We start from the raw sequence: 20,527 nt of genomic DNA on the forward strand, positions 1-20,527 counted from the left end.
AGGGAGCTTAGTCGTTTCTGTCTCGACGTTCGCGGCGTTCACCTCCTCTGTCGTTTCTGTCGCGGCGCTCGCCTCTTTCGGGACGTTCAACATAGCCTTCGGGTTTCGGAAGCAATACTTTACGAGACAGTTTGAACTTGCCGGTTTTCGGGTCAACCTCCAACAGTTTCACTTCTATTTCATCACCTTCTTTGATTCCGGCTTCTTCTACTGTTTCCAGACGTTTCCAGTCAATCTCGGAGATGTGCAGCAAGCCGTCTTTGCCGGGCAAGAATTCAACAAATGCACCGTAAGGCATGATGCTCCGCACTTTACCTTTATAGACTTCACCTACTTCGGGTACGGCTACGATGCCTTTGATCATGCGCATTGCGTCATCAATACATTGCTTGTTTGTTCCGGCAATCTCAATTCTACCCACATTGTCTATTTCCTCGATAGTGATGGTAGCACCGGTTTCTTCTTGCATACCCTGGATGATCTTTCCGCCGGGGCCAATGATGGCTCCGATAAATTCTTTGGGGATAGTCATCGTTTCGATACGCGGAGCATGTGGCTTCAGGTCTTCACGGGGTTCTGCAATGCATTCTGTGATTTTACCGAGAATAAATTCGCGCCCCTCTTTGGCTTGCAGCAAAGCTTTTTCCAGAATGTCATAAGTCAGTCCGTCACACTTGATATCCATCTGAGTGGCAGTGATGCCGTCTTTCGTCCCAGTTACCTTGAAGTCCATGTCACCCAAATGGTCTTCATCGCCGAGGATGTCAGACAGTACGGCATATTTTGCTTCGCCTGCATTTTTGATAAGTCCCATTGCAATGCCCGATACCGGCTTCTTGATTTTTACGCCGGCATCCATTAATGCCAGCGTCCCGGCACATACGGTAGCCATTGAAGAGGAACCGTTTGATTCGAGAATGTCGGAAACCACACGTACTACGTATGGATAGTCGGCAGGGATTTGTCCTTTCAAAGCACGCCATGCCAGATGCCCGTGCCCGATTTCACGACGGCCTACACCTCGTTGGGCTTTGGCTTCACCTGTAGAGAATGGAGGAAAGTTGTAGTGCAGCAGGAAACGTTCTTTTCCATGTTCCAGTACATCGTCGATAATCTTTTCGTCTAATTTTGTTCCCAAAGTAACGGTGGATAACGATTGTGTCTCACCACGTGTGAAGATTGCAGAACCGTGAGGTCCGGGCAGGTAGCTGGTTTCACACCAGATAGGACGGATTTCGGTAGTCTTGCGTCCGTCCAGACGCTTGCCTTCATCAAGAATGGAACGGCGCATTGCTTCTTTTTCTACATCGTGGTAGTAGCGGTCGATAAGTGCTGCTTTCTCTGCCAATTCCTCTTCAGAGAACTGAGCTTTGAATTCTTCACAGATAGCATCGAATGCATCCATGCGTTCGTGCTTATTCTTGTTGCCGGAAGCGGCAATAGCATATGCTTTTGCGTAACAAGCATCGTGAACAGCCTTGCGGAGTTCTTCGTCATTGACTTCATGGCAATATTCACGTTTGACGGTGGAGCCAACTTCTTCAGCCAGTTCCATCTGAGCTTTGCACTGAATCTTGATAGCTTCGTGGGCGGCCTTCATGGCTTCCAGCAAGTCCTGCTCTGAAACCTCGCTCATTTCGCCTTCCACCATCATGATATTCTCATAGGTAGCGCCTACCATGAGATCCATGTCGGCTTTTTCCAATTGCTCGAAAGTCGGGTTGATGACGAACTGGTTGTCGATACGTGCAACACGTACTTCGGAGATGGGGCCGTTGAACGGGATATCTGAAACGGCAAGTGCGGCGGAAGCTGCAAGTCCTGCCAATGCATCGGGCATGTCAACGCCGTCTGCCGAGAAGAGGATGATATTTACATATACTTCTGCGTGGTAATTGTCGGGGAATAGAGGGCGGAGAGCACGGTCAACGAGGCGGCAAGTGAGGATTTCGTAATCAGAAGCGCGTCCTTCACGCTTTGTAAAACCTCCGGGAAAACGTCCGAATGCGGAGAATTTTTCTTTGTACTCTACCTGTAACGGCATGAAATCTGTTCCGGGAACTGCGTCCTTGGCGGCACAAACAGTAGCAAGAAGCATGGTGTTGCCCATACGAAGCATTACAGAACCGTCTGCCTGTTTTGCCAGCTTTCCCGTTTCGAGCGTGATGGTTCTGCCATCGGGAAGCTCGATCGTCTTAACAATTGGATTAATCATAAAAAATGTTTTATCTATATTTTCTTTCAAAATTCGTGCAAAGGTACATATTTTATTCATGTAAAATGGTGGGAATGAGATAAAAAGTTTATATTTAGTTGTTTTTTGCAGTTTTCTATGTGTAAGATGCGTGGAAAATGCTTTGACTGAACTTGAAAAGACGTATATTTGCAGGCGATTCGGAAAGCGCTTTTCGGGCATAGGGAAAGAGAAAATAAGAGAAATAGAACAATCATGACCCTCTTCCTGTCTTCTCCCTACCAGGTCCCTACCAAGTCCTTACCTACTCCTTGTGCTTAGACAGGGAGAAGGTAGGGACCTGGTAGGGAGAAAGTAAGGAGGAAGTAGGGCGAAAACAGAAGAATGGGACAATTGAAATAAGCAAAATACATTTTAAGGATAAAACAAAACTAAAGATACGATATGAAGAAAATCTTTTTTATGGCATTTGTTGCGATTGCTTTGAGTGCATGTAACTCCGAACCGAAATTCAAGGTAGAAGGGGATATTTCGGGTGCTGACGGTAAGACGCTTTATCTGGAAGCTTCGGCTTTGGAAGGCATTGTCCCTTTGGATTCTGTAAAGTTGAAGGGTGGGGGATCGTTTGTTTTCAGGCAGGCTCGTCCCGTTTCTCCAGAGTTTTACCGCTTGCGAGTGGATGACAAGGTTATCAATTTCTCAATAGATTCTACTGAAACCGTGCAGGTAAAGGCTCCTTACACTGATTTTGCCACTTCATATACAGTGGAGGGATCTCCGAACAGCTTGAAGATAAAAGAACTGACTATGAAGCAAATTCTGCTTCAGGATAATGTAAATGCATTGCTGAAATCCATGCAGGGACATAAAATCAGTGCGGATGTATTTGAAGACAGTCTTGCCATACTGCTGAAAAACTACAAAAACGAGGTCAAAATCAATTATATTTTTGCTGCTCCCAATACGGCTGCTGCTTATTTTGCTCTGTTTCAGAAATTGAACAACTACTTGATATTCGACCCGTTGAATAGTAAGGACGACATTAAGTGCTTTGCTGCTGTAGCAACCAGCCTGAATAATTCTTATCCTCATGCCGACCGTTCAAAAAACCTCTATAATATTGTAATAAAGGGAATGAAGAACACTCGTATTGCCCAGCAGAAAGTGGTCGAACTTCCTGAATCGAAAGTCTCCGAAACAGGAGTGATTGAGATTAATCTGCGCGATATGAAGGGAAATGTCCGTAAATTGAGTGAATTGAAAGGTAAAGCAGTTATTTTGGATTTTACTATTTATCAGAGTGCAGTATCTGCTTCACACAATTATATGTTGCGCGATTTGTATGACAAATATGCCAGCCAGGGTTTGGAAATCTATCAGGTTTCTCTTGATGCTGATGAGCATTATTGGAAAACGACTGCCGACAATCTTCCGTGGATTTGTGTACGTGACGGAAATGGCGTCTATTCGGCAGTGGCTGCTTCCTATAACGTGCAAGGCGTTCCTTCACTCTTTCTTATAAATAAGAACAATGAGTTGAGTGCCCGTGGCGAAACTATCAAGGATCTGGAAACAGCAGTGAAAGCTTTGCTCTAACATGTTATAAATTAGAAGATTTCATTTAAATATGTTACAAAGCAGTATTTTTTGCTTGACACGCATTATTTAAAAGTCTATCTTTGCAAAGGAAAAATCGGAAAGAGGGTTCCAGCATGCTGACATGTTGGAATTCTTTTTTGTTTATAGTACCATTAAAAACTAATATAAATATTAAAGGAGGAAAAAAGTATGGCTTATATGTCGGAAGAAGGCTACAAGAAATTGATGGCTGAACTGAAACAATTGGAGACGGTAGAACGTCCTAAGATTTCGGCTGCGATTGCTGAGGCACGTGATAAGGGTGACTTGTCGGAGAATGCCGAATATGATGCGGCGAAAGAAGCGCAAGGAATGCTTGAAATGAAAATCAATAATTTAAAGCTGACGATAGCGGATGCCAAGATCATTGATGAGTCGAAGTTGAGTACGGACTCTGTGCAGATTCTTAATAAGGTAGAGCTGAAGAATGTGAAAAATGGTATGAAAATGACTTATACCATTGTTTCTGAAAGTGAGGCTAATCTGAAGGAAGGCAAGATTTCCGTGAATACTCCCATTGCACAAGGCTTGCTTGGTAAGAAGGTGGGTGATGTCGCAGAAATCAAAGTGCCGCAGGGCATGATTCATCTGGAAGTAATGAACATATCATTTTAATCGAAAGGCAAGTCCGTGAGGGGCTTGCCTTATTTTATAATAAACAGATAGCTATGGCAACAATATTCAGCAGAATTATCGCAGGTGAAATACCTTGCTATAAGGTGGCGGAGGATGATAAGTTCTTTGCCTTCTTGGACATTAATCCATTGGTGAAAGGTCATACATTGGTCGTTCCCAAGCAGGAAGTAGATTATATCTTCGATTTGGAAGACGAAGATTTGGCGGCAATGCATGTGTTTGCCAAGAGAGTGGCAGTTGCCATCGGTAAAGCATTTCCTTGCAAGAAAGTGGGTGAAGCCGTATTGGGCTTGGAAGTGCCTCATGCCCATATACATTTGATCCCTATGCAAAGTGAAAAGGATATGCTTTTCTCCAATCCTAAGCTGAAGCTTACGGATGGAGAATTCAAGGTTGTGGTGGAGGCTATCCGCGCGATGCTTTAAAAGGTTTATTTTCCTCCCCTAAATAAACAACGGCGGGAGTTGAACTGTTGTTCAACTCCCGCCGCATTCATTATTCTTGTTTGTCTCTTTTGGTCATTTTTCGTTCTTGATATTCATTCTTCATTTATATGTAGTCTTCTCCTAACTTGATTTGTGTGTCATTTACATATTTGCGGATAGCATGTTCTTCATCTTTCTTGCAGATGAGCAGCACATTATCAGACTCGGCGATAAGGTAGCCTTCCAATCCGTCAATGACAGCGAGTTTGTTGTTCGGCAGCACTACGATATTGTTTCTGCTGTTATATAGAAGCGATTGGCATTTCAGGGTTACATTGTCGTTTCTATCCTTGGGAGACAAGTCATAGAGCGAGCCCCATGTTCCTAAATCAGACCAACCGAAATCACCTAATGATACATAAACATTATCGGCTTTTTCCATGATTCCGAAGTCGATGGATACATTCGGGCAGGCAGGGAAGTTTTCATCTATGAACTTCTTTTCATCGGGAGTTCCATATACATTCTTTCCCGGGGCCAATTTGGAGGCTAATTCGGGAAGAAGGGTTTCGCCTGCCTTGATAATAGTATTTACATTCCACATGAAAAGGCCGGAATTCCAATAAAACTCACCGCTTTCCACGAATACTTTTGCCAATTCAAGCTCCGGCTTTTCAGTGAAGGTTTTCACTTTGTAGAAATTCTCGCCGGTAGGTTCCGCTATTTGTATGTAGCCATACCCTGTTTCAGGACGATTGGGCTTGATTCCGAGAGTTAGCAGTTTGTCTGTTTGCGAAACAAAGGTCAGCCCTTTTTCAATAGCAGCCAGAAATTCATTCTCTTTTAATATAAGGTGGTCCGAAGGAGCTACTACGATATTGGCATTTGGATTCAAGGCTCGGATATGATAGGCTGCCCATGCAATGCAGGGAGCCGTGTTTCTACGTGTCGGTTCCAATAATATTTGTTCGGCTCTGAGTTCTGGAAGTTGCTCTTTTACGAGGTCGGCGTATAAGTCATTTGTGACGATTAGTATGTTTTCTACAGGGATTACCTTGCTGAAGCGGTCGAAAGTCTGTTGCAACAATGAACGCCCTGTACCAAAGAAATCCAAAAACTGCTTAGGAAGCGTCTTGCGACTGAACGGCCAAAAACGGCTGCCGATTCCTCCGCCCATAATTACACAGAAATTATCCTTATTGGTTACCATATTATTTATTTTAAAAGTTTCTGCTAATGTACAGCATATTTTATAAACGAAGAATGATTAAAAGGTGTTTTCTCTCTTTTTTCTCCTTTTTTCACCAAAAGTATTGCAGGTTTAGAAAAAAGCTGTATCTTTGCACCGCATTTAAGGAAAACAAGATGCCCAGATGGCGGAATCGGTAGACGCGCTGGTCTCAAACACCAGTGGATTCACTTCCATCCCGGTTCGACCCCGGGTCTGGGTACTTTCAGAAACGCTAATAGCTAATAAATAAAGCTGTTAGCGTTTTTGTTTTGTTTGATTTTCCCCACACGCGCTAAATAAATAGTAAGAAAGTTATTGTTTTGCTTGGTGGAGTGTACTATCGGAAGTATTTTTGGGAAAAATAACCATTAAAGATAGCTGTTATGAGAAAGGATATTTGGCAGGACATAGAACGGCTGTACCAAGAGTTTCAAAAACTTGGTATCAGTGAGGCGGTGGACTATGAGAAGTACTACCTCTATTCTCTTATTACCCATTCCACAGCCCTTGAAGGTTCTACACTTACCGAAATGGATACGCAACTTCTTTTTGACGAGGGAGTGACTGCTAAAGGAAAACCGTTAGTTTATCATTTAATGAATGAAGATTTAAAGAAAGCCTATGAGCTTGCCAAAGAAGAAAGCGAGCGAAGTGTAGTGATTACCTCTGCTTTCTTGCAACAGTTGAATAGTACTCTAATGCGAACTACCGGAAGTATGCATCATGTAATGGGCGGTTCTTTTGATTCATCCAAAGGTGAGTATCGTTTATGTGGTGTTACTGCTGGCGTCGGTGGGCGGTCTTATATGAATTATCAGAAAGTAGCTGCTAAGGTAGAAGAACTTTGTTCTATCTTGCAGGAGAGGCAGGATACAATAGGAACATTTCGGGAACAATACGAATTGAGTTTCAATGCTCATTTTAACTTAGTTACTATTCATCCGTGGGTGGACGGTAACGGAAGAATGGCTCGCCTGTTGATGAATTATATTCAGTTCTGCTATCACCTTTTCCCGACTAAGATATTCAAAGAGGATAGAGAAGAATATATCCTTTCATTGCGGCAATCCCAAGAAGAAGAAACCAATCAGCCGTTTTTAGACTTTATGGCGATGCAGTTAAAGAAATCGCTTACTTTGGAAACAGAACGATTTAATGCTTCGCAGAGAAAAGGATTCCGTTTTATATTTTAGTATCTCGTCAAATATGGAAATGGTTTTACTATTGTCTAATTTCAATTAAATAGCCTTCATGGTAAGGGCTAAATGTATATTGATTTAATTTTTCTAATGGATTATATGATTTTTTTTATGTCAAAATGAGGATTTGGAGAATACATATCTTGCCTTGTATGTAGCTTTGCATCAAACATTTAAAACTATAATATGATGAAAAAACAATTTTTAGTTATTAGTCTGTGTGTTGGAGGAGTTATGATGTCTTGTTCTGACAACTTGAATGAAGGTAAAAATGAAAAAGAGAGTGATTTGCCCACTGTTGGTCAAGATAAATCCTTTGAAGTATATGGTAATCTTGATGACTCTTTTATGGGGAAGACTCGTAGTATAAATGAGGTCGTGTATTCAAGTTATTATGGCGGTTCTTATATCGATGACGATGGCGGATTAGTGGTGCTAAGTACAGACGGTGGCAAAAGTATTGTTGAGGATTTGCAATCTCGTTCTAAGTCTTCGGATTTTGTAGTAAAGCAGTGTAAGTATTCATTAAATGATTTGCAGGGTCTGAATATCAGACTTGGTGAAATTTTTAAAGATGGGAAGATTGCCGAAGATTTAAAATGGGTATCTGTTGGCATAGATGTAATGAACAATAAAGTTCGTGTGGATTTGGAAGATTGTTCTGAGCAAATGATAAATAAATTTAAATCTACGGTGTTGGATTCTCCGATGATAGAGTTTAATAAAATGTTGCCTATTAATTTTGAATCTGAGTGTGCGCCAGTTCCACAGGTCTGGGTACTTTCAGAAACGCTAATAGCTAATAAATAAAGCTGTTAGCGTTTTTCTTTTGTTCGATTTTCCCCACATATGCAAAATAGGGACTGAGCCCATTTATTTAGTTTTTCTATTTAAGATACAACTATTGGGGGTAGTATCCCAACATCTATTACAAGCTATGCATTTGGGAATATAATCGGGATTTTCTTTCCACCTATTTATCAAATAGGGCTCGGCAAATAGGGTTCGGGCTAACGAGAATAGTTGTATATTGGTCTCATTCAGCAATTTTCCCATCACTTCAATGTTGCGATTTCCACCTACGAGGATTATGGGAGTTGATATTTGTTCGGCTATCTGAGCAACTTGTATGCTGAAGTAGGATTGTTTTTCTGTTGTTTGGGCAATCTTGGAAAATGCTGGTTTCAATCCTCTCCCTGACGACTCGTTGGTTCCACTCGGTTCGATAAAATCAACTCCTAAAGTATCCAAATGCTTGAACATTTCTATAGATTCGGGAAAAGTCAACCCCTCGCCGTTATCCATGAAATCATCAAAATTTAATTTTATCATTATGGGAAAGTCGCAGCCAAGAACAGAACGTATGGCGGAAAATATTTCATAAATCAACCGCGCCCGGTTATGCAATGTCCCTCCATATTCATCTGTACGCCTATTGTAATAAGGTGTCAGGAACTGGCTCAGGAGATAGCCATGTGCGGCATGGATTTGTATAGCATCAAATCCGGTTTGTTTGGCTCTTAAGGCAGCTTGTTTATAGGTTTCTATCAAGTGTGTAATGTCCTCTTTGGTCATTTCTTCCGGCAAAATGCCTGTAACTCTGTTCAATACTGCCGATGCTGCAAGTATTTTCCTATGCTTTGCACTTTCGATATATGTTTGTGAACCGCCGGATGCTATCTGTAAGGCTATTTTAGCTCCTTTTTTATGTACGTAATCTATAACTTCTTTCCATTCTGGTATGAAAGTATCGTCATACATCCCTATCATGCGTGAGTTTGGCTGGTCGTTAATATCAATATAAGCATATCCGGTAATAATGAGCCCTACTCCTCCATCTGCTAACTTCTTATATACATCAACTAATTCAGGGGTTAAGTGTCCTTCTTCACTGGCCATTTGCATCCATACGGCCGAACGGACAAAACGATTCTTTAAAGTCAAATTCTTAAAACGGACTTGTTGAAACAATTCTTTTTTTATACTCATATCTTTCTTTTTTTATGTTGCAAAATTACTGGTAATTTGAATTAGTAACAATGAGGGATTTCTTTTTCAGAGAGTGATGAATTTATCACTCTCTGATTTTGAGATAAATATATTACCTTTGTATTTGGAAAAAGAATAACATCAAAATGTACGAAAGAAAAATACCTATAAATCCGGATTGCGGAATAGAAATAACGATGAACGTAATTGGTGGTAAATGGAAACCCTGGTTGATTAATCGCATAAGGGAGGGGAATCATCGTCCTATGGATTTACAACGTGCCATACCTATTGCAACCAAAAGAGTATTGACTCAACAACTGAATGAGCTGGAAAACATGGGTGTGGTATATAAAATAGTGTATCCTGTTATTCCGGCAAAAGTTGAGTACTTTCTGACTAATTTAGGTGAAAGCTTGTTGCCTATCATAGATTTAATGGATGAGTGGGGAAATAATCATCGAAATTTATTTGAGTAGAAGTTTGTAGGATAGGGAAAATATATCTCCCTTTTCAGCATTGCCGCTGCGGAATAAACACAATGAGGAACGGTGGTTTGTCTTAATTTATTGAAGCTGTAACGGTGCTATGCAAGTTCTTGATTATCAGCATGTATTGGGCGTGCTACATTCAGTCGTATACTGAACCCATCTCAGTCGTATACTGAAACTATCTCAATATACGACTGAGGTAGGTTCAGTATACTGCTGTTTATTGCACCTGCATATTCGTAAACAATTCAGATTGTATTATAAACGCTTATTTCCCGATAGAACGTTTGCGTAATTATCTGACTTCTCGCAAGCTGTATGGATTGCAATATTTCTTGGCTGCTTTGTTTGGGGCTATCACTCCATTCTGCTCTTGCTCATCCATACCACTGTTTATCGGTTTTGTGAAGGGTGGCATTCCTTTGGGAGTCACTTTTGCCTATCTGATAACTTCGCCTTTGGTGAATGAAATTGCCGTTGCGATGTTTATAGGAACTTTTGGGGTACGTATCACAATCATATATGTGATTAGCGGCATTTTATTGGGCATGATAGGTGGATTTATTTTAGGCAAAATGAAGTTAGAGCCTTATTTGAGTGATTGGGTGAAGCAGATACAGCAACATTCGTCTTCTGAATCCGATACGTGGGAAAAAGTACATACCCCTTTCGTAAAACGTCTGCCAATGATTGCCCGTGAAGCATGGGGCATTGTTCGGGGGGTGTTGCTGTATATCGTCATCGGAACAGCTATTGCCTTTATGATGGCGGTTGTGGGCTTGTCATTACCCGAAGCCACGTTGTTGAAAAAGGTAATGACGTGGAAGTTGATAGGAATTTTTTTCGGCTTGATAACACTATTCATCGTCATATTAGGTTACTTGTATAATGCTATATTGTGATAAATATAGATAAAGCCTTAATATTTTATTTGTATTTTTGTAGTCATATCGGGAATTGCTTTGATTTTAGGAAAACGATAACAACTAAATAAGCAGAAATGATGAAGAAAAAACAGACAATCCTTGTCATGGCAGTTGCGGCCATGATATTCTTTGCTTGCACTCCCAAAAAGGCAAGTGAAACAGTGAATGCCAATGAAGTGGCAGATACTATGAAGGTCATTCCGCAGAGCGATGCGAAGGTGCTGGTCTTGCTGGCTCACCCCGATATCGCCAAGAGTCATATGAACGCCGCGCTCGCCCAAGCTGCTTCAGAAGTGGAGGGTGTGCAAGTCGTCAATATCTATGATTACCCGATGCAACCCGGTGTATATCGTGAAGCCGTCAGTCGCGCCAAAGCTTTGGTGTATGAGTTTCCGTTCTATTGGATGAGTTCGCCACATCTGCTGAAGCAGTGGACTGACGAGGTGTTTATGGCTTTCACTCAAGAAGGGCTGATAAAGGGTAAGGAGTTTATGGTTGTAACAACAACCGGTAGCGAGGAAACGGCATATCAGCACGATGGTCGCAACAAATATACAATGGAAGAGTACCTCCGCCCGTTTGAAGGCCAGGCTAACCATTCCGAAATGCGCTGGAACGCTCCACTCGTGGTTTACGGCAATTCGCAGGATGCCGACCGTGCAAAAGCCGATTTACAGAAAGGCTGCGAGATATACAAGGCTCGTTTGCAAGAGCTTGTACATAAAGTCAGCGGCCTATAACTGCAACATGCACATTGCAAAAGAAGAAGATGTACCCCAAAAAGAAGTAAGAATGTAATTTCGCATAAGAAAAGCGCAATTCTGATTGTTCATGAATTGCGCTTTTTCCTTGTTTGTTCTTGCCTTTTTAGCCTACTACGCTGTAGATTTTAATATCCGGCGCTGCCTGAAAGAACGGTTTCAGTTCTACAACAACATCCTGATTGAATAAATCAGATTTTAAATATCCCTCTGCTTCAGCCAAAGAAGTGAAGCCGTGAAGTACCTGAACATCCTCTTCTCTTACAAGTAATTGCTTACTTGCCGCACCTGCAATCGTATCCAAAAAAGGTTGACGATACTTTGTGTACACACTTGCGGCAGCTACTCTGTCGCTTTCATTTACTTTCATGGTAATCTCCAAGAAAGCACCGATTTTTCTTTCTGTTGCCATAATCTCTTTTTTTAATTGACGTTGCAAAGCTAAGGTGATAAAAAGGACCGTTCAATGGACTTTAAGGAAAATGTATGGTAAAAAAGGGAAACCGTATGATTCCAAAAAACCGGGTTTCCCATATTTACCATTAAATGTCTTCTTTTTACCATTGCCAAGAACGGATAACAAGCTATTTTTGCGCTTATAAACCAAAATGAATATGATACGAGATAATATCTTTACTAAATATGATTTGGAAGAGGGCACTCCTGATGAAGTACAATTTGAGATAATGGAAATGCCCCAATTCTTTCATGAGAATGGAGACGCTCCGAAACAGGCTCATATACATAGTTTCTATCAGATTATATGGTTTCAGCATGGAACAGGTGTTCATTACGTTGACTTCAAGGAGTATCCCATAACGGACAATACTTTGTTTTTTATCTCACCCGGACAAATCCATTATTTCGATGAGAATAATGATGCAAAAGGAGTCATCATACACTTTAATGAAAGTTTCCTTTCGGATGAAGGTAGCAGCGAAAATGTTTTTCTTAAATATAACGTATTCAATGCGTTTGATGCAGCCCCTTATTATGAGGTAACGTCCGATGATACCCCTCGATTGGAATATATCATTGAAGAAATGCAATTGGAAACCGGTCATACAACAGCCTTTGCGCACAAAGACTACCTGAAATATTTAGTCAAGATGTTCTTGATATGTGTGCAGCGCATAGGGAAAAGAGGCATCGGCATCCCTTTGTGCATCAATAATTCTTCCAATCGTACTTTTGTGCGGTTCCGGCAAATCTTGGAGCACCATTATAGGCAGTTGCATACGGTGAAAGAATATGCCGCCCGTTTGAACGTGTCTGCCAAGACACTGACGAATTGTGTATATGAGAGTGCCCATAGCACACCCTTAAAGATTATCAATGAACGGATTATATTGGAAGCCAAGCGCCAACTTCTTCACTCGGATTTGAAGGTCAAAGAAATTGCATTTTATTTAGGCTTTGAAGACCCATCCTATTTTGTGAAATTCTTCAAGCGACAGACCGGGTATTTACCGGCTGAGTTTAGAGAATAATTACAATATCAAAGTATGAATACCGATTGTCTTCAGCAAGACTTCACCAAACTTCATAATGGATATTCTCCGGTTTCCATTTATCCTTTGGTGCAGATGCTTTTGCCGGATAGCCTATGGGCACAACATTCAGCGGGATGATGTTTTCCGGTAACTTCAGCATTTCTTTTAAGATAGTTACCCTTCCTTCCATCGGATAAGCACCGCACCACACAGCCCCCAAGCCTAAGCTATGGGCAGCCAATAAAAGATTTTCGGTAGCCGCCGACACATCTTCAGCCCACAAGCCCAAGCCGTCTCCGGGGAAGGTCTTGGTAAGGTCGCCACACAGGACAATGGCCATAGGAGCTTTCTGCACCATACCCATCGTCTTGAAGTGGGCGGAAATCTTTTGCAACGTGTTCTTGTCTTTGATGACAACAAAGCGCCACGGCTGTTTATTTCCGGCTGAAGGGGCGGACATGGCAGCTCTAAGCATCAATTCTACTTTTTCTTTCTCTACCGGCTTCTCTGTATAATCCCGAATACTTGTGCGGGTCATGATGTTGTTCAATACAAGTTGCGAGGGGGCGACAACCTTTTCTTCGTTGGTATCCATATCCTTTTATAACTGATTTTTTTGCAAATGTCAGATATAAACAAGACATTTGCAAGTACTTACCGAAACGTTATATAGTAACCGAAAGGGGTAAATTATGGAAAATCAATGTGATAAGAAGGCCTTTTATTTTCAGGACAGAGTATATAATTGTTCATTGAACCTCGCCATAGAGCTGATTGGCGGCAAATGGAAGCCTATGATGATTTATCATTTGAAAGATGGTGCGTTGCGTTCCTCTGATTTGCAACGCGCGATGGGTGACATATCCAATAAGATGTTCACGCAGGCGGCTCGTGAGCTGGAACGTTCCAATCTGATAGAGCGCATTATCTATCCCGTCATTCCACCGAAAGTAGAATATAAGCTGACTCAACTGGGTGAGTCTGCATTGCCCATCGTGTTGCATTTGGCCGATTGGGGAGCTATGGTGAGTGAAGAACATCCCGGCAACTCTTGACGAGAAAGCAGAGGTCATACCGGGTTCTGCTCCACCAGTTGCAAGCGGGCAACCACAGTGCCGGGAGGCAGCAATGTTCCGGGGGAGAGTACGGCGTTTGCGCCAATCCTGCACCCGTCGCCTACTAATGCTCCGAACTTCTGCACCCCCGTATGGATACGCCGGGCGTGGTGGGTGACGAAGATGCTCTTGTCTGTCCGCTCGTTGTAGTGATTGGCGGTGATGGAACCTGCTTCAAAGTTCGCGTCATGCCCGATGATGCTGTTGCCTATGAAGTTGAAGTGGGCCACCGCGCTGTTGTGCATCAGTATGCTTTGCTTTATCTCGCAACTAATCCCGACTTTTGCGCCTTCTGCCATGTAGACACCTCCGCGCAGATAAGAGTGTGTGCCGACAAAGCAATGCGGGCCGATGATGGCGGGTGCTTTTATTGTCACGCCGTGTCCCAGGGTGGCGGTGCGGTGAATGGCTACTCCATTGTTTATTTCATACTCTTTGCCCAACGTTGGGATAAGTTCCTCTGTCAGTAATTCTGGCTGTGCCTATGTATGCTAATGCTGCTGGTGTTGTGCCTGTTATCGAGGTCTTTGTGGCAAAAGGAATTCCGGTAGGTATAGCTCTTGCTTTTATGATGGCTGTTGTGGGGCTGTCACTACCCGAAGCTACACTGCTAAAGAAAGTTATGACTTGGCGATTGATAGGTGTATTTTTTGGATTGATTGCATGCTTCATCATTCTTTCGGGTTATTTATTTAATACTGTCCTGTAAATGTCTATAAAAAAAAGTTTCTGCCGGGAGATGAAAAGATTGTACCAGGAACTTCCGGATTTGTAAAAAAGGTGATTTCGTGCAGGGCTCGTTTATGGTTATAATGGTAAAATTTCAAAGAATGGTCAATCTGGAAATTTAAGATATTCAGGGCATCTCAATGCGAAAGACTGTTTTTCCTTTCCTGCTTTCTGATATGAAAAGATGTCCTTCATGTCGGCGAATGATTTCTTTGCATAAACTCAGTCCGATGCCTGTACCTTCTGATTTGGTAGTAAAAAAAGGGATGAATACTTTCTCTTGAATTTCCGGAGGAATACCTGTTCCATTGTCCGTAATGTCTATAAGTGTGTGTGCTCTTTGTTCGGCATGGAGCAAAATCTCTCCATGAGAGTTTCCTGCCAGTGCTTGCATGGCATTTTTCAATAGATTGAGGATGACTTGCGATAGTTGTTTTTCATCTCCGTTTATTGTGATGGTTTCAGGAATGCATTGGAGTGTGAAGGTGATATGGTTTTCTTGGAAATCGGTAAGTAGCAGTTCCTGTAGGTTGAGAAGCAGGTTGGATAGAGAGAAAATGTGTTTTTCAGGTTGTGGGAGGTAGGACAAATGCCGGAAAGATTCGGTAAATTCCATCAATCGTTCGCTTTGTGCCTGAATTATGCGAAGTCCCCGGATACCTTTTTCATTGATTTCCGGATAGGAGGCTACTGTTTGGGACAATGAAATAATAGGAGCAATTGTATTCATAATCTCGTGTGTGAGTACATGGCTGAGTTTGTTCCATGATTCGCTTTCCTTTTCATTGAGTTTGTCATCAATGTCCTGTATCGAAAGCAGAGTGATGGTTTCATTCTGTATCTTCATATAGCTTTGGGACACACTCAATCTTTTTTTATTATTCTCCTTTTGTAGAATTGTTGCCAGTTCAGAATACATGCTGACTGTTTCACAACTTAGCAGGTTCAGCGCCGCAGTGTTTACGAAGATTATTTTCTTTGAACTATCATAGGCTACTATTCCGTTAGGTACTTTTTCTAATAAAGATCGGTAAAAGAAATCTTGCTTCTGATAGTCAATCTTTGTTTGTGTCAATAGGGCGTTGATCCGGTTCAGTGAATGATTGAGCAATTGCTCTTCTCTGCCCATTTCCTGTTCCGGATAATTCAGTGTATTGTCACTGTCATCGATGGCATCAAAGAAAAGCCGGAGTTTCCGGTTGAAGCTGTTGAGGTAAGTAACCAGTCTCCCTATTTGGAACAGAGAACAGATGATGAGTAGAGTACCGATAATGATTCCCCGTAGTGATATGATAAGCCAGAGCCCTGTCCCCGAAGTTGTGAGAATAAGTGTGATATGTAGTAATATCACCCAATATATGCGTCGGCTGAATATCATTTAGGTTAGAGTTTGAATCTTTTTAGTTTGTTGTAAAGTGTTTGCCGGCTGATTCCCAGTTGTTCGGCTGCGGCAGTCAGATTCCCGTTTTTCTGAAGAATTGCAGTTTCTATGGCTTGGCGTTCCACTTCTTCCAGATTGGGTACAATGTTTGTCGATAGAGGTTTCCAGGTTTGTTTCATCAGAATGTCTTTGGGGCGTATAATACTGCCTTCACACAGAATGACAGCTTTTTCAATGGTATGTTGTAGTTCCCGAATATTTCCCGGCCAATGATAGGAACGCAGTTTTTCAACTGTTTGTTCGTGCATTCGTATTTCCGGCCGTTGATATTTGGCGGTGAAGCGATGAAGAAAGGTATCGATGAATAACAGAATATCGTCTCCCCGTTCTCTCAAAGGAGGAATTTCAAGATGGATAGTATTGATACGATAGAATAAGTCTTCCCGAAACAGCCCTTCTTTTACCAATTGAGGAATGTCTTTATTGGTGGCGGAAATAAGGCGGATATCAACGGGGATTATTTTATTGCTTCCGATCCGGGTGACATTCCGGCTTTGCAGTACGGTCAGTAGCTTGGCTTGTAATGCAAGAGGAATATTCCCTATTTCATCCATGAATAGAGAACTGCCGTTGGCTGCTTCAAATTTTCCCGAATGGCTTTCGTAAGCATCGGTGAAAGCACCGCGTTCGTGCCCGAAAAGTTCACTTTCGAAAAGTGATTCGCTAATGGCTCCCATGTCAATGCTCAGCATCTGGTGGGCATTACGAAGGGAAAGGCGATGTATTTCTCTGGCCAGCATTTCTTTTCCTGTCCCGTTTTCACCGGTTATTAAGATGTTGGCGTCAGTTTTGGCTACTTTTGCCGCTATCTTGATCAATTGCAGCATGGAAGGTGAATGTCCCGTCAGCATTTCCGGATTGTTGGGATTTTCGTAACCGGGCATTTTATTCTTTGATTTAGTCTGGTTCTTATTGCGGGAAATCCTGTTATCTTTGAAAGCTTCTTTCACTTTCTGTATCAATGCCTGATTGTCCCAAGGCTTGAGCAGGAAATCCGTAGCTCCGTTTTTTAGGGCTTTAACGGCTAACTCCACGTCTCCATAGGCGGTCAGCATTATAACAGGAAGATCAGGGCGTATTTCACGGATACGTTTCAGCCAGTATAATCCTTCGTTTCCATTGTTGATACCCGCCGAGAAATTCATGTCAAGAATCAAGGTATTGATTACGGTGGTAGTTAGCAAACAGGTGATTTGATTGGGGTTGGTGGCAGTACGAACTTCACTGAACTCATTTTCGAGCAATAATTCCAGTGAAGCCAGTACGCTTTTATTATCATCTACTATTAGAATTGTTCCTGTTTCCATACGTAAGATAGGGGACTTGCTAAGTTGTTTTTCTCCTGTTTTCGGGTAAAGGTATTCGTTTTTGTTTTTTTTTGCAAGTGACTGTCCAATAATTAGACGTTTTAATAGGAAGTTTGTAAAATGCGGGGCCTGTAACATTAAGTTATGGAAAGAAATCTATGTCGTTGGCATGGCGTCGGGGAGTACGAGCCGTGCTTCGTCTAATTTTTGGACGATACTGCGTTTAAGAATTGGACACTCACTTACTGTGTTGTGAAATTACTTTGCTTATAATCAGCTTGTTGTAACTGTGGCATTGTGTTTGCTTTCATGTTGCAGAGTATGATTAAACTAAATGTGAATAAGTAAATTATGATAAGGATGAAAAGCATTCTCTTACTTTTTTTACTTTCGTTTTCTGTGGTCTTGCAGGCCCAGTTGGAAATGAGTCTGGATGAGTGTATATGTATCGCTTTGAAGCAAAGCCCTTCTATCCGCAATGGCCTAATAGGCATACAAGAAGCCCGGGCAGAATATGTGGCGTCTATCGGCGCTTTTCTTCCTCGTGCCGTTGTCAATGCCGAAGCAGGAAAACACTTCGGTCGTTCGATAATCCCTGAAAACAATACTTATACGGCCGAAAGATTTGAGAAAGGAACGGTAAGATTGGACATGACTATTCCTTTATTCGAAGGTTTTTCACGCATCAACCGTATGAAACTTTGTAAAATGAATAAGGAGCATAGCGAATGGAAACTGATAGACAAGCAAAATGAATTGGCCGGTCAAGTAGTGGACGCTTATTACAAATTGATTTTAGAAAGGAAGATGCTTGATCTTGCCCGCGAACAGAGTCATTTGAGTGAACGGTATTTGAAGCAGACAGAGGCCTTCGTCGGATTGGGACTGAAATCTGTTTCCGATCTGCAGGAAATGAAAGCTCGTAGGGAGGGAGATCTCTACCGCTATAAATCGTATGAGAACAGTTGCCGGTTGGCGTTGCTGCATTTAAAACAACTTATGAATTTCGAACCGGATGACACACTTGCGGTTCAAGATACGATAATGGCAGCCAATGTGCCTCTGACGTCTGTTCCGGCGGCGGATGCACTCTATAGACGGTCGGTGGAGATACTTCCCTCAATGCGTCTGACAGGATTGAAGCAGAGAGCTGCCCGTAAAGAGTATGCAATGGCGGGAGGGGCTTTCTTGCCGTCTGTTTTTGCGCGCTTTACAGTCGGTTCCGACTATTACAATACGTTTTTCTCTGCAAGTCAATTGCGTGCCAATGTTGGGAGGTATATCGGCATAGGCATTTCTCTTCCTTTGTCAACCGGTTGGGAACGTCTTTTGAGTCTGCGCAAGCAGAAGCTGAATATACACCGGCTCCGGAATGAAGAAGAATTGGAAAAACAGCAATTATATACAGATATCGAGCAGACGCTTCTTTCACTGCGTGCCGGATATGTTGAACATAGACAAGCACTTATGCATCTGGATGCGGAGATACTTGTGTTGAAGGAGTCGGAACGTAAGTGGGAGGAAGGACTTATTTCTGTGTTCCGGCTGATAGAGGCTCGCAACCGTTTTATCTCGGCTAAAGCCGAACTGGTGCGTGTGCGGTTGCAGATAGAATTGCTGATAAGATTGGAGAGATATTATCGGGAGGGAACATTTTTATAATAGCATAAACAACAATATCATTATGGATACACTTATTGAGCGAAAACCCGGTATTAATCGCAAGCATGCTTGTATGATTGGCGGCCTCGCATTGGGGATGGCAGTTGTTTTATACTTCATTTTCAGGGATTCGGTCTCTTCCATGACAGTGGAAAAAGACCGCCTCACAATTGCTGCTGTGAAGAAGGCTGAATTTAATGACTATATCAGGGTGATAGGCCAGGTGCTGCCTAACCGTATTATCTATATGGATGCAGTCGAGGGCGGACGGGTGGAAGAACGCTTGAAGGAAGAAGGGGCGATGGTGAAAGCCGGTGATGTAATTCTGCGACTTAGCAATCCGCTGCTTAATATAGGTATTATGCAGAGTGAAGCTGACCTTGCGTATCAGGAAAATGAGTTGCGAAACACTCGCATCAGTATGGAGCAAGAGAGCCTGCGGCTGAAACAGGAACGTATTGGTCTGAATAAAGAGCTTGTCCGGAAAAGACGCCGTTATGAGCAATACAGGCGTTTGATGGAAGAACAATTGATAGCCGGGGAAGATTTTCTGCAGGCCGAAGAAGAATATCAGGTGGCCCGGGAACAACTGGCAGTAGTTGATGAGCGTATCCGTCAGGATAATGTTTTCAGAGAAAGCCAGATAAGCAGCCTTGACGAGAATATACGCAATATGAAGAAAAGTCTGGCATTGGTTCGGGAACGTTTGGAAAATCTGAAGATAAAAGCTCCCCTTGACGGGCAAGTGGGAAACCTGAATGCCCAGGTCGGTCAGTCCATTTCTGCAGGTGAGCATATCGGGCAGATTATTACTCCTGATCTGAAGGTACAGGCTCAGATAGATGAGCACTATGTAGAACGTGTTCTTCCGGGATTGCCTGCTGACTTTACCCGTGACGGAGGAAGCTATAAGTTGGAAGTAACCAAGCCTTATCCCGAAGTGAAAGACGGTCAGTTCCGCACAGACTTTTCCTTTATTTCGGAACAGCCGGAGAATATTCGTGCCGGGCAAACCTATCATATTAATCTGCAATTGGGAGATCCGGTACAGGCTATTCTTGTTCCCCGCGGCAGTTTCTTTCAGATAACCGGGGGCAGATGGATGTACGTTGTTGATGAAAGTGGTAAATTTGCCCTGCGGCGGCCTGTGAAGATAGGACGGCAGAATCCGCAATTCTATGAGGTGACGGGAGGCTTGTCTCCGGGAGAGAAAGTGATTATATCCGGTTATGAGCTGTTTGGAGAAAATGAAAAACTAATATTGAAATGAACTATAATCTGATGAACCAT

Annotated in this window: 19 protein-coding genes, 1 tRNA gene and 2 pseudogenes; 14 read left to right on the top strand and 8 right to left on the bottom strand. The window is 42.4% G+C overall.

Going from position 1 to position 20,527, the window contains the following annotated elements; all coding sequences use genetic code 11:
- Positions 1–7: 7 nt before the first annotated feature.
- Complete coding sequence (pnp, locus tag BACHE_RS04915) at positions 8–2,215, bottom strand: polyribonucleotide nucleotidyltransferase (RefSeq protein ID WP_013546610.1); 2,208 nt, start codon at positions 2,213–2,215, stop codon at positions 8–10.
- Between the two features lie 423 nt (positions 2,216–2,638).
- On the opposite strand from pnp, the gene BACHE_RS04920 reads away from it, so the two are divergent.
- The 3 genes from BACHE_RS04920 (at position 2,639) to BACHE_RS04930 (ending at position 4,893) form a co-directional block, all read left to right on the top strand.
- Complete coding sequence (locus tag BACHE_RS04920; RefSeq protein WP_013546611.1) at positions 2,639–3,790, top strand: thioredoxin-like domain-containing protein; 1,152 nt, start codon at positions 2,639–2,641, stop codon at positions 3,788–3,790.
- A gap of 192 nt (positions 3,791–3,982) precedes the next feature.
- Positions 3,983–4,447: a transcription elongation factor GreA gene (gene greA, locus BACHE_RS04925; RefSeq protein WP_041579203.1), complete on the top strand. Its 465-nt coding sequence runs from the start codon at positions 3,983–3,985 to the stop codon at positions 4,445–4,447.
- Between the two features lie 53 nt (positions 4,448–4,500).
- Positions 4,501–4,893, top strand: a complete 393-nt coding sequence (locus tag BACHE_RS04930) for an HIT family protein (protein WP_013546613.1) — start codon at positions 4,501–4,503, stop codon at positions 4,891–4,893.
- A 124-nt stretch (positions 4,894–5,017) separates the two neighbouring features.
- On the opposite strand, the gene BACHE_RS04935 is transcribed toward BACHE_RS04930, so the two are convergent.
- Positions 5,018–6,103, bottom strand: coding sequence for a mannose-1-phosphate guanylyltransferase (locus tag BACHE_RS04935; RefSeq protein WP_013546614.1), 1,086 nt, complete (start codon positions 6,101–6,103; stop codon positions 5,018–5,020).
- 157 nt (positions 6,104–6,260) lie between these two features.
- Between BACHE_RS04935 and BACHE_RS04940 the strand changes: the two genes are divergently transcribed.
- From BACHE_RS04940 to BACHE_RS04950, 3 genes are all read left to right on the top strand, one after another.
- Positions 6,261–6,344 (top strand) — tRNA-Leu (locus BACHE_RS04940).
- A 163-nt stretch (positions 6,345–6,507) separates the two neighbouring features.
- Complete coding sequence (locus BACHE_RS04945; RefSeq protein WP_013546615.1) at positions 6,508–7,317, top strand: Fic family protein; 810 nt, start codon at positions 6,508–6,510, stop codon at positions 7,315–7,317.
- Positions 7,318–7,509: 192 nt separating this feature from the next.
- The gene (locus BACHE_RS04950; protein WP_041579204.1) at positions 7,510–8,133 is read left to right on the top strand and encodes a hypothetical protein; all 624 of its coding nucleotides are present in this window, start codon (positions 7,510–7,512) and stop codon (positions 8,131–8,133) included.
- A 63-nt stretch (positions 8,134–8,196) separates the two neighbouring features.
- Here the strand turns inward: BACHE_RS04950 and BACHE_RS04955 are convergent, their stop codons facing one another.
- Positions 8,197–9,312: an NADH:flavin oxidoreductase gene (locus BACHE_RS04955; protein ID WP_013546617.1), complete on the bottom strand. Its 1,116-nt coding sequence runs from the start codon at positions 9,310–9,312 to the stop codon at positions 8,197–8,199.
- A gap of 146 nt (positions 9,313–9,458) precedes the next feature.
- Between BACHE_RS04955 and BACHE_RS04960 the strand changes: the two genes are divergently transcribed.
- The 3 genes and pseudogenes from BACHE_RS04960 to BACHE_RS04970 all read left to right on the top strand — a co-directional run bounded on the left by BACHE_RS04960 (position 9,459) and on the right by BACHE_RS04970 (position 11,469).
- Positions 9,459–9,791, top strand: a complete 333-nt coding sequence (locus tag BACHE_RS04960) for a winged helix-turn-helix transcriptional regulator (RefSeq protein WP_013546618.1) — start codon at positions 9,459–9,461, stop codon at positions 9,789–9,791.
- A gap of 269 nt (positions 9,792–10,060) precedes the next feature.
- Positions 10,061–10,705, top strand: a pseudogene (locus BACHE_RS04965) (permease); the annotation flags it as partial.
- A 98-nt stretch (positions 10,706–10,803) separates the two neighbouring features.
- On the top strand, positions 10,804–11,469 hold the full coding sequence (locus BACHE_RS04970; protein ID WP_245530917.1) for an NAD(P)H-dependent oxidoreductase: 666 nt from the start codon (positions 10,804–10,806) through the stop codon (positions 11,467–11,469).
- A gap of 127 nt (positions 11,470–11,596) precedes the next feature.
- Here BACHE_RS04970 and BACHE_RS04975 read toward each other — a convergent pair whose 3' ends face one another.
- Positions 11,597–11,902 (bottom strand): hypothetical protein, encoded by a 306-nt coding sequence (locus BACHE_RS04975; RefSeq protein WP_013546620.1) that lies wholly within the window; start codon positions 11,900–11,902, stop codon positions 11,597–11,599.
- Between the two features lie 202 nt (positions 11,903–12,104).
- Between BACHE_RS04975 and BACHE_RS04980 the strand changes: the two genes are divergently transcribed.
- Positions 12,105–12,980: a helix-turn-helix domain-containing protein gene (locus BACHE_RS04980; RefSeq protein ID WP_013546621.1), complete on the top strand. Its 876-nt coding sequence runs from the start codon at positions 12,105–12,107 to the stop codon at positions 12,978–12,980.
- A gap of 43 nt (positions 12,981–13,023) precedes the next feature.
- Here the strand turns inward: BACHE_RS04980 and BACHE_RS04985 are convergent, their stop codons facing one another.
- Entirely contained in the window at positions 13,024–13,578 is a 555-nt protein-coding gene (locus BACHE_RS04985) for a nitroreductase family protein (RefSeq protein ID WP_013546622.1), read from the bottom strand.
- A 97-nt stretch (positions 13,579–13,675) separates the two neighbouring features.
- On the opposite strand from BACHE_RS04985, the gene BACHE_RS04990 reads away from it, so the two are divergent.
- On the top strand, positions 13,676–14,038 hold the full coding sequence (locus tag BACHE_RS04990) for a winged helix-turn-helix transcriptional regulator (RefSeq protein WP_013546623.1): 363 nt from the start codon (positions 13,676–13,678) through the stop codon (positions 14,036–14,038).
- 14 nt (positions 14,039–14,052) lie between these two features.
- Here BACHE_RS04990 and BACHE_RS04995 read toward each other — a convergent pair whose 3' ends face one another.
- Complete coding sequence (locus BACHE_RS04995; RefSeq protein WP_049778914.1) at positions 14,053–14,541, bottom strand: DapH/DapD/GlmU-related protein; 489 nt, start codon at positions 14,539–14,541, stop codon at positions 14,053–14,055.
- Between the two features lie 11 nt (positions 14,542–14,552).
- Between BACHE_RS04995 and BACHE_RS05000 the strand changes: the two are divergent.
- A pseudogene (locus BACHE_RS05000) lies at positions 14,553–14,807 on the top strand (permease); the annotation flags it as partial.
- 147 nt (positions 14,808–14,954) lie between these two features.
- Here BACHE_RS05000 and BACHE_RS05005 read toward each other — a convergent pair.
- Positions 14,955–16,205 carry a sensor histidine kinase gene (locus BACHE_RS05005; RefSeq protein WP_013546624.1) on the bottom strand — a complete coding sequence of 417 codons (1,251 nt, stop codon included), beginning with the start codon at positions 16,203–16,205 and terminating at the stop codon, positions 14,955–14,957.
- A 5-nt stretch (positions 16,206–16,210) separates the two neighbouring features.
- Complete coding sequence (locus BACHE_RS05010; protein ID WP_041579207.1) at positions 16,211–17,575, bottom strand: sigma-54-dependent transcriptional regulator; 1,365 nt, start codon at positions 17,573–17,575, stop codon at positions 16,211–16,213.
- A gap of 360 nt (positions 17,576–17,935) precedes the next feature.
- On the opposite strand from BACHE_RS05010, the gene BACHE_RS05015 reads away from it, so the two are divergent.
- Both BACHE_RS05015 and BACHE_RS05020 read left to right on the top strand, forming a co-directional pair.
- Positions 17,936–19,237 (top strand): TolC family protein, encoded by a 1,302-nt coding sequence (locus BACHE_RS05015; RefSeq protein WP_013546626.1) that lies wholly within the window; start codon positions 17,936–17,938, stop codon positions 19,235–19,237.
- Between the two features lie 22 nt (positions 19,238–19,259).
- The gene (locus tag BACHE_RS05020; RefSeq protein ID WP_013546627.1) at positions 19,260–20,507 is read left to right on the top strand and encodes an efflux RND transporter periplasmic adaptor subunit; all 1,248 of its coding nucleotides are present in this window, start codon (positions 19,260–19,262) and stop codon (positions 20,505–20,507) included.
- Positions 20,508–20,527 lie beyond the last annotated feature (20 nt).

Source organism: Bacteroides helcogenes P 36-108, from assembly GCF_000186225.1.
Lineage (GTDB): Bacteria > Bacteroidota > Bacteroidia > Bacteroidales > Bacteroidaceae > Bacteroides > Bacteroides helcogenes.

Coding starts and splice junctions, on each gene's coding strand:
- BACHE_RS04930 (WP_013546613.1), top strand. CDS start 4,501: ATGGCAACAATATTCAGCAGAATTATCGCAGGTGAAATACCTTGCTAT.
- BACHE_RS05015 (WP_013546626.1), top strand. CDS start 17,936: ATGAAAAGCATTCTCTTACTTTTTTTACTTTCGTTTTCTGTGGTCTTG.
- BACHE_RS04950 (WP_041579204.1), top strand. CDS start 7,510: ATGATGAAAAAACAATTTTTAGTTATTAGTCTGTGTGTTGGAGGAGTT.
- BACHE_RS05010 (WP_041579207.1), bottom strand. CDS start 17,575: ATGGAAACAGGAACAATTCTAATAGTAGATGATAATAAAAGCGTACTG.
- BACHE_RS04960 (WP_013546618.1), top strand. CDS start 9,459: ATGTACGAAAGAAAAATACCTATAAATCCGGATTGCGGAATAGAAATA.
- pnp (WP_013546610.1), bottom strand. CDS start 2,215: ATGATTAATCCAATTGTTAAGACGATCGAGCTTCCCGATGGCAGAACC.
- BACHE_RS04990 (WP_013546623.1), top strand. CDS start 13,676: ATGGAAAATCAATGTGATAAGAAGGCCTTTTATTTTCAGGACAGAGTA.
- BACHE_RS04935 (WP_013546614.1), bottom strand. CDS start 6,103: ATGGTAACCAATAAGGATAATTTCTGTGTAATTATGGGCGGAGGAATC.
- BACHE_RS04970 (WP_245530917.1), top strand. CDS start 10,804: ATGATGAAGAAAAAACAGACAATCCTTGTCATGGCAGTTGCGGCCATG.
- BACHE_RS04920 (WP_013546611.1), top strand. CDS start 2,639: ATGAAGAAAATCTTTTTTATGGCATTTGTTGCGATTGCTTTGAGTGCA.
- BACHE_RS04945 (WP_013546615.1), top strand. CDS start 6,508: ATGAGAAAGGATATTTGGCAGGACATAGAACGGCTGTACCAAGAGTTT.
- BACHE_RS04955 (WP_013546617.1), bottom strand. CDS start 9,312: ATGAGTATAAAAAAAGAATTGTTTCAACAAGTCCGTTTTAAGAATTTG.
- greA (WP_041579203.1), top strand. CDS start 3,983: ATGGCTTATATGTCGGAAGAAGGCTACAAGAAATTGATGGCTGAACTG.
- BACHE_RS04985 (WP_013546622.1), bottom strand. CDS start 13,578: ATGGATACCAACGAAGAAAAGGTTGTCGCCCCCTCGCAACTTGTATTG.
- BACHE_RS04980 (WP_013546621.1), top strand. CDS start 12,105: ATGATACGAGATAATATCTTTACTAAATATGATTTGGAAGAGGGCACT.
- BACHE_RS04975 (WP_013546620.1), bottom strand. CDS start 11,902: ATGGCAACAGAAAGAAAAATCGGTGCTTTCTTGGAGATTACCATGAAA.
- BACHE_RS05005 (WP_013546624.1), bottom strand. CDS start 16,205: ATGATATTCAGCCGACGCATATATTGGGTGATATTACTACATATCACA.
- BACHE_RS05020 (WP_013546627.1), top strand. CDS start 19,260: ATGGATACACTTATTGAGCGAAAACCCGGTATTAATCGCAAGCATGCT.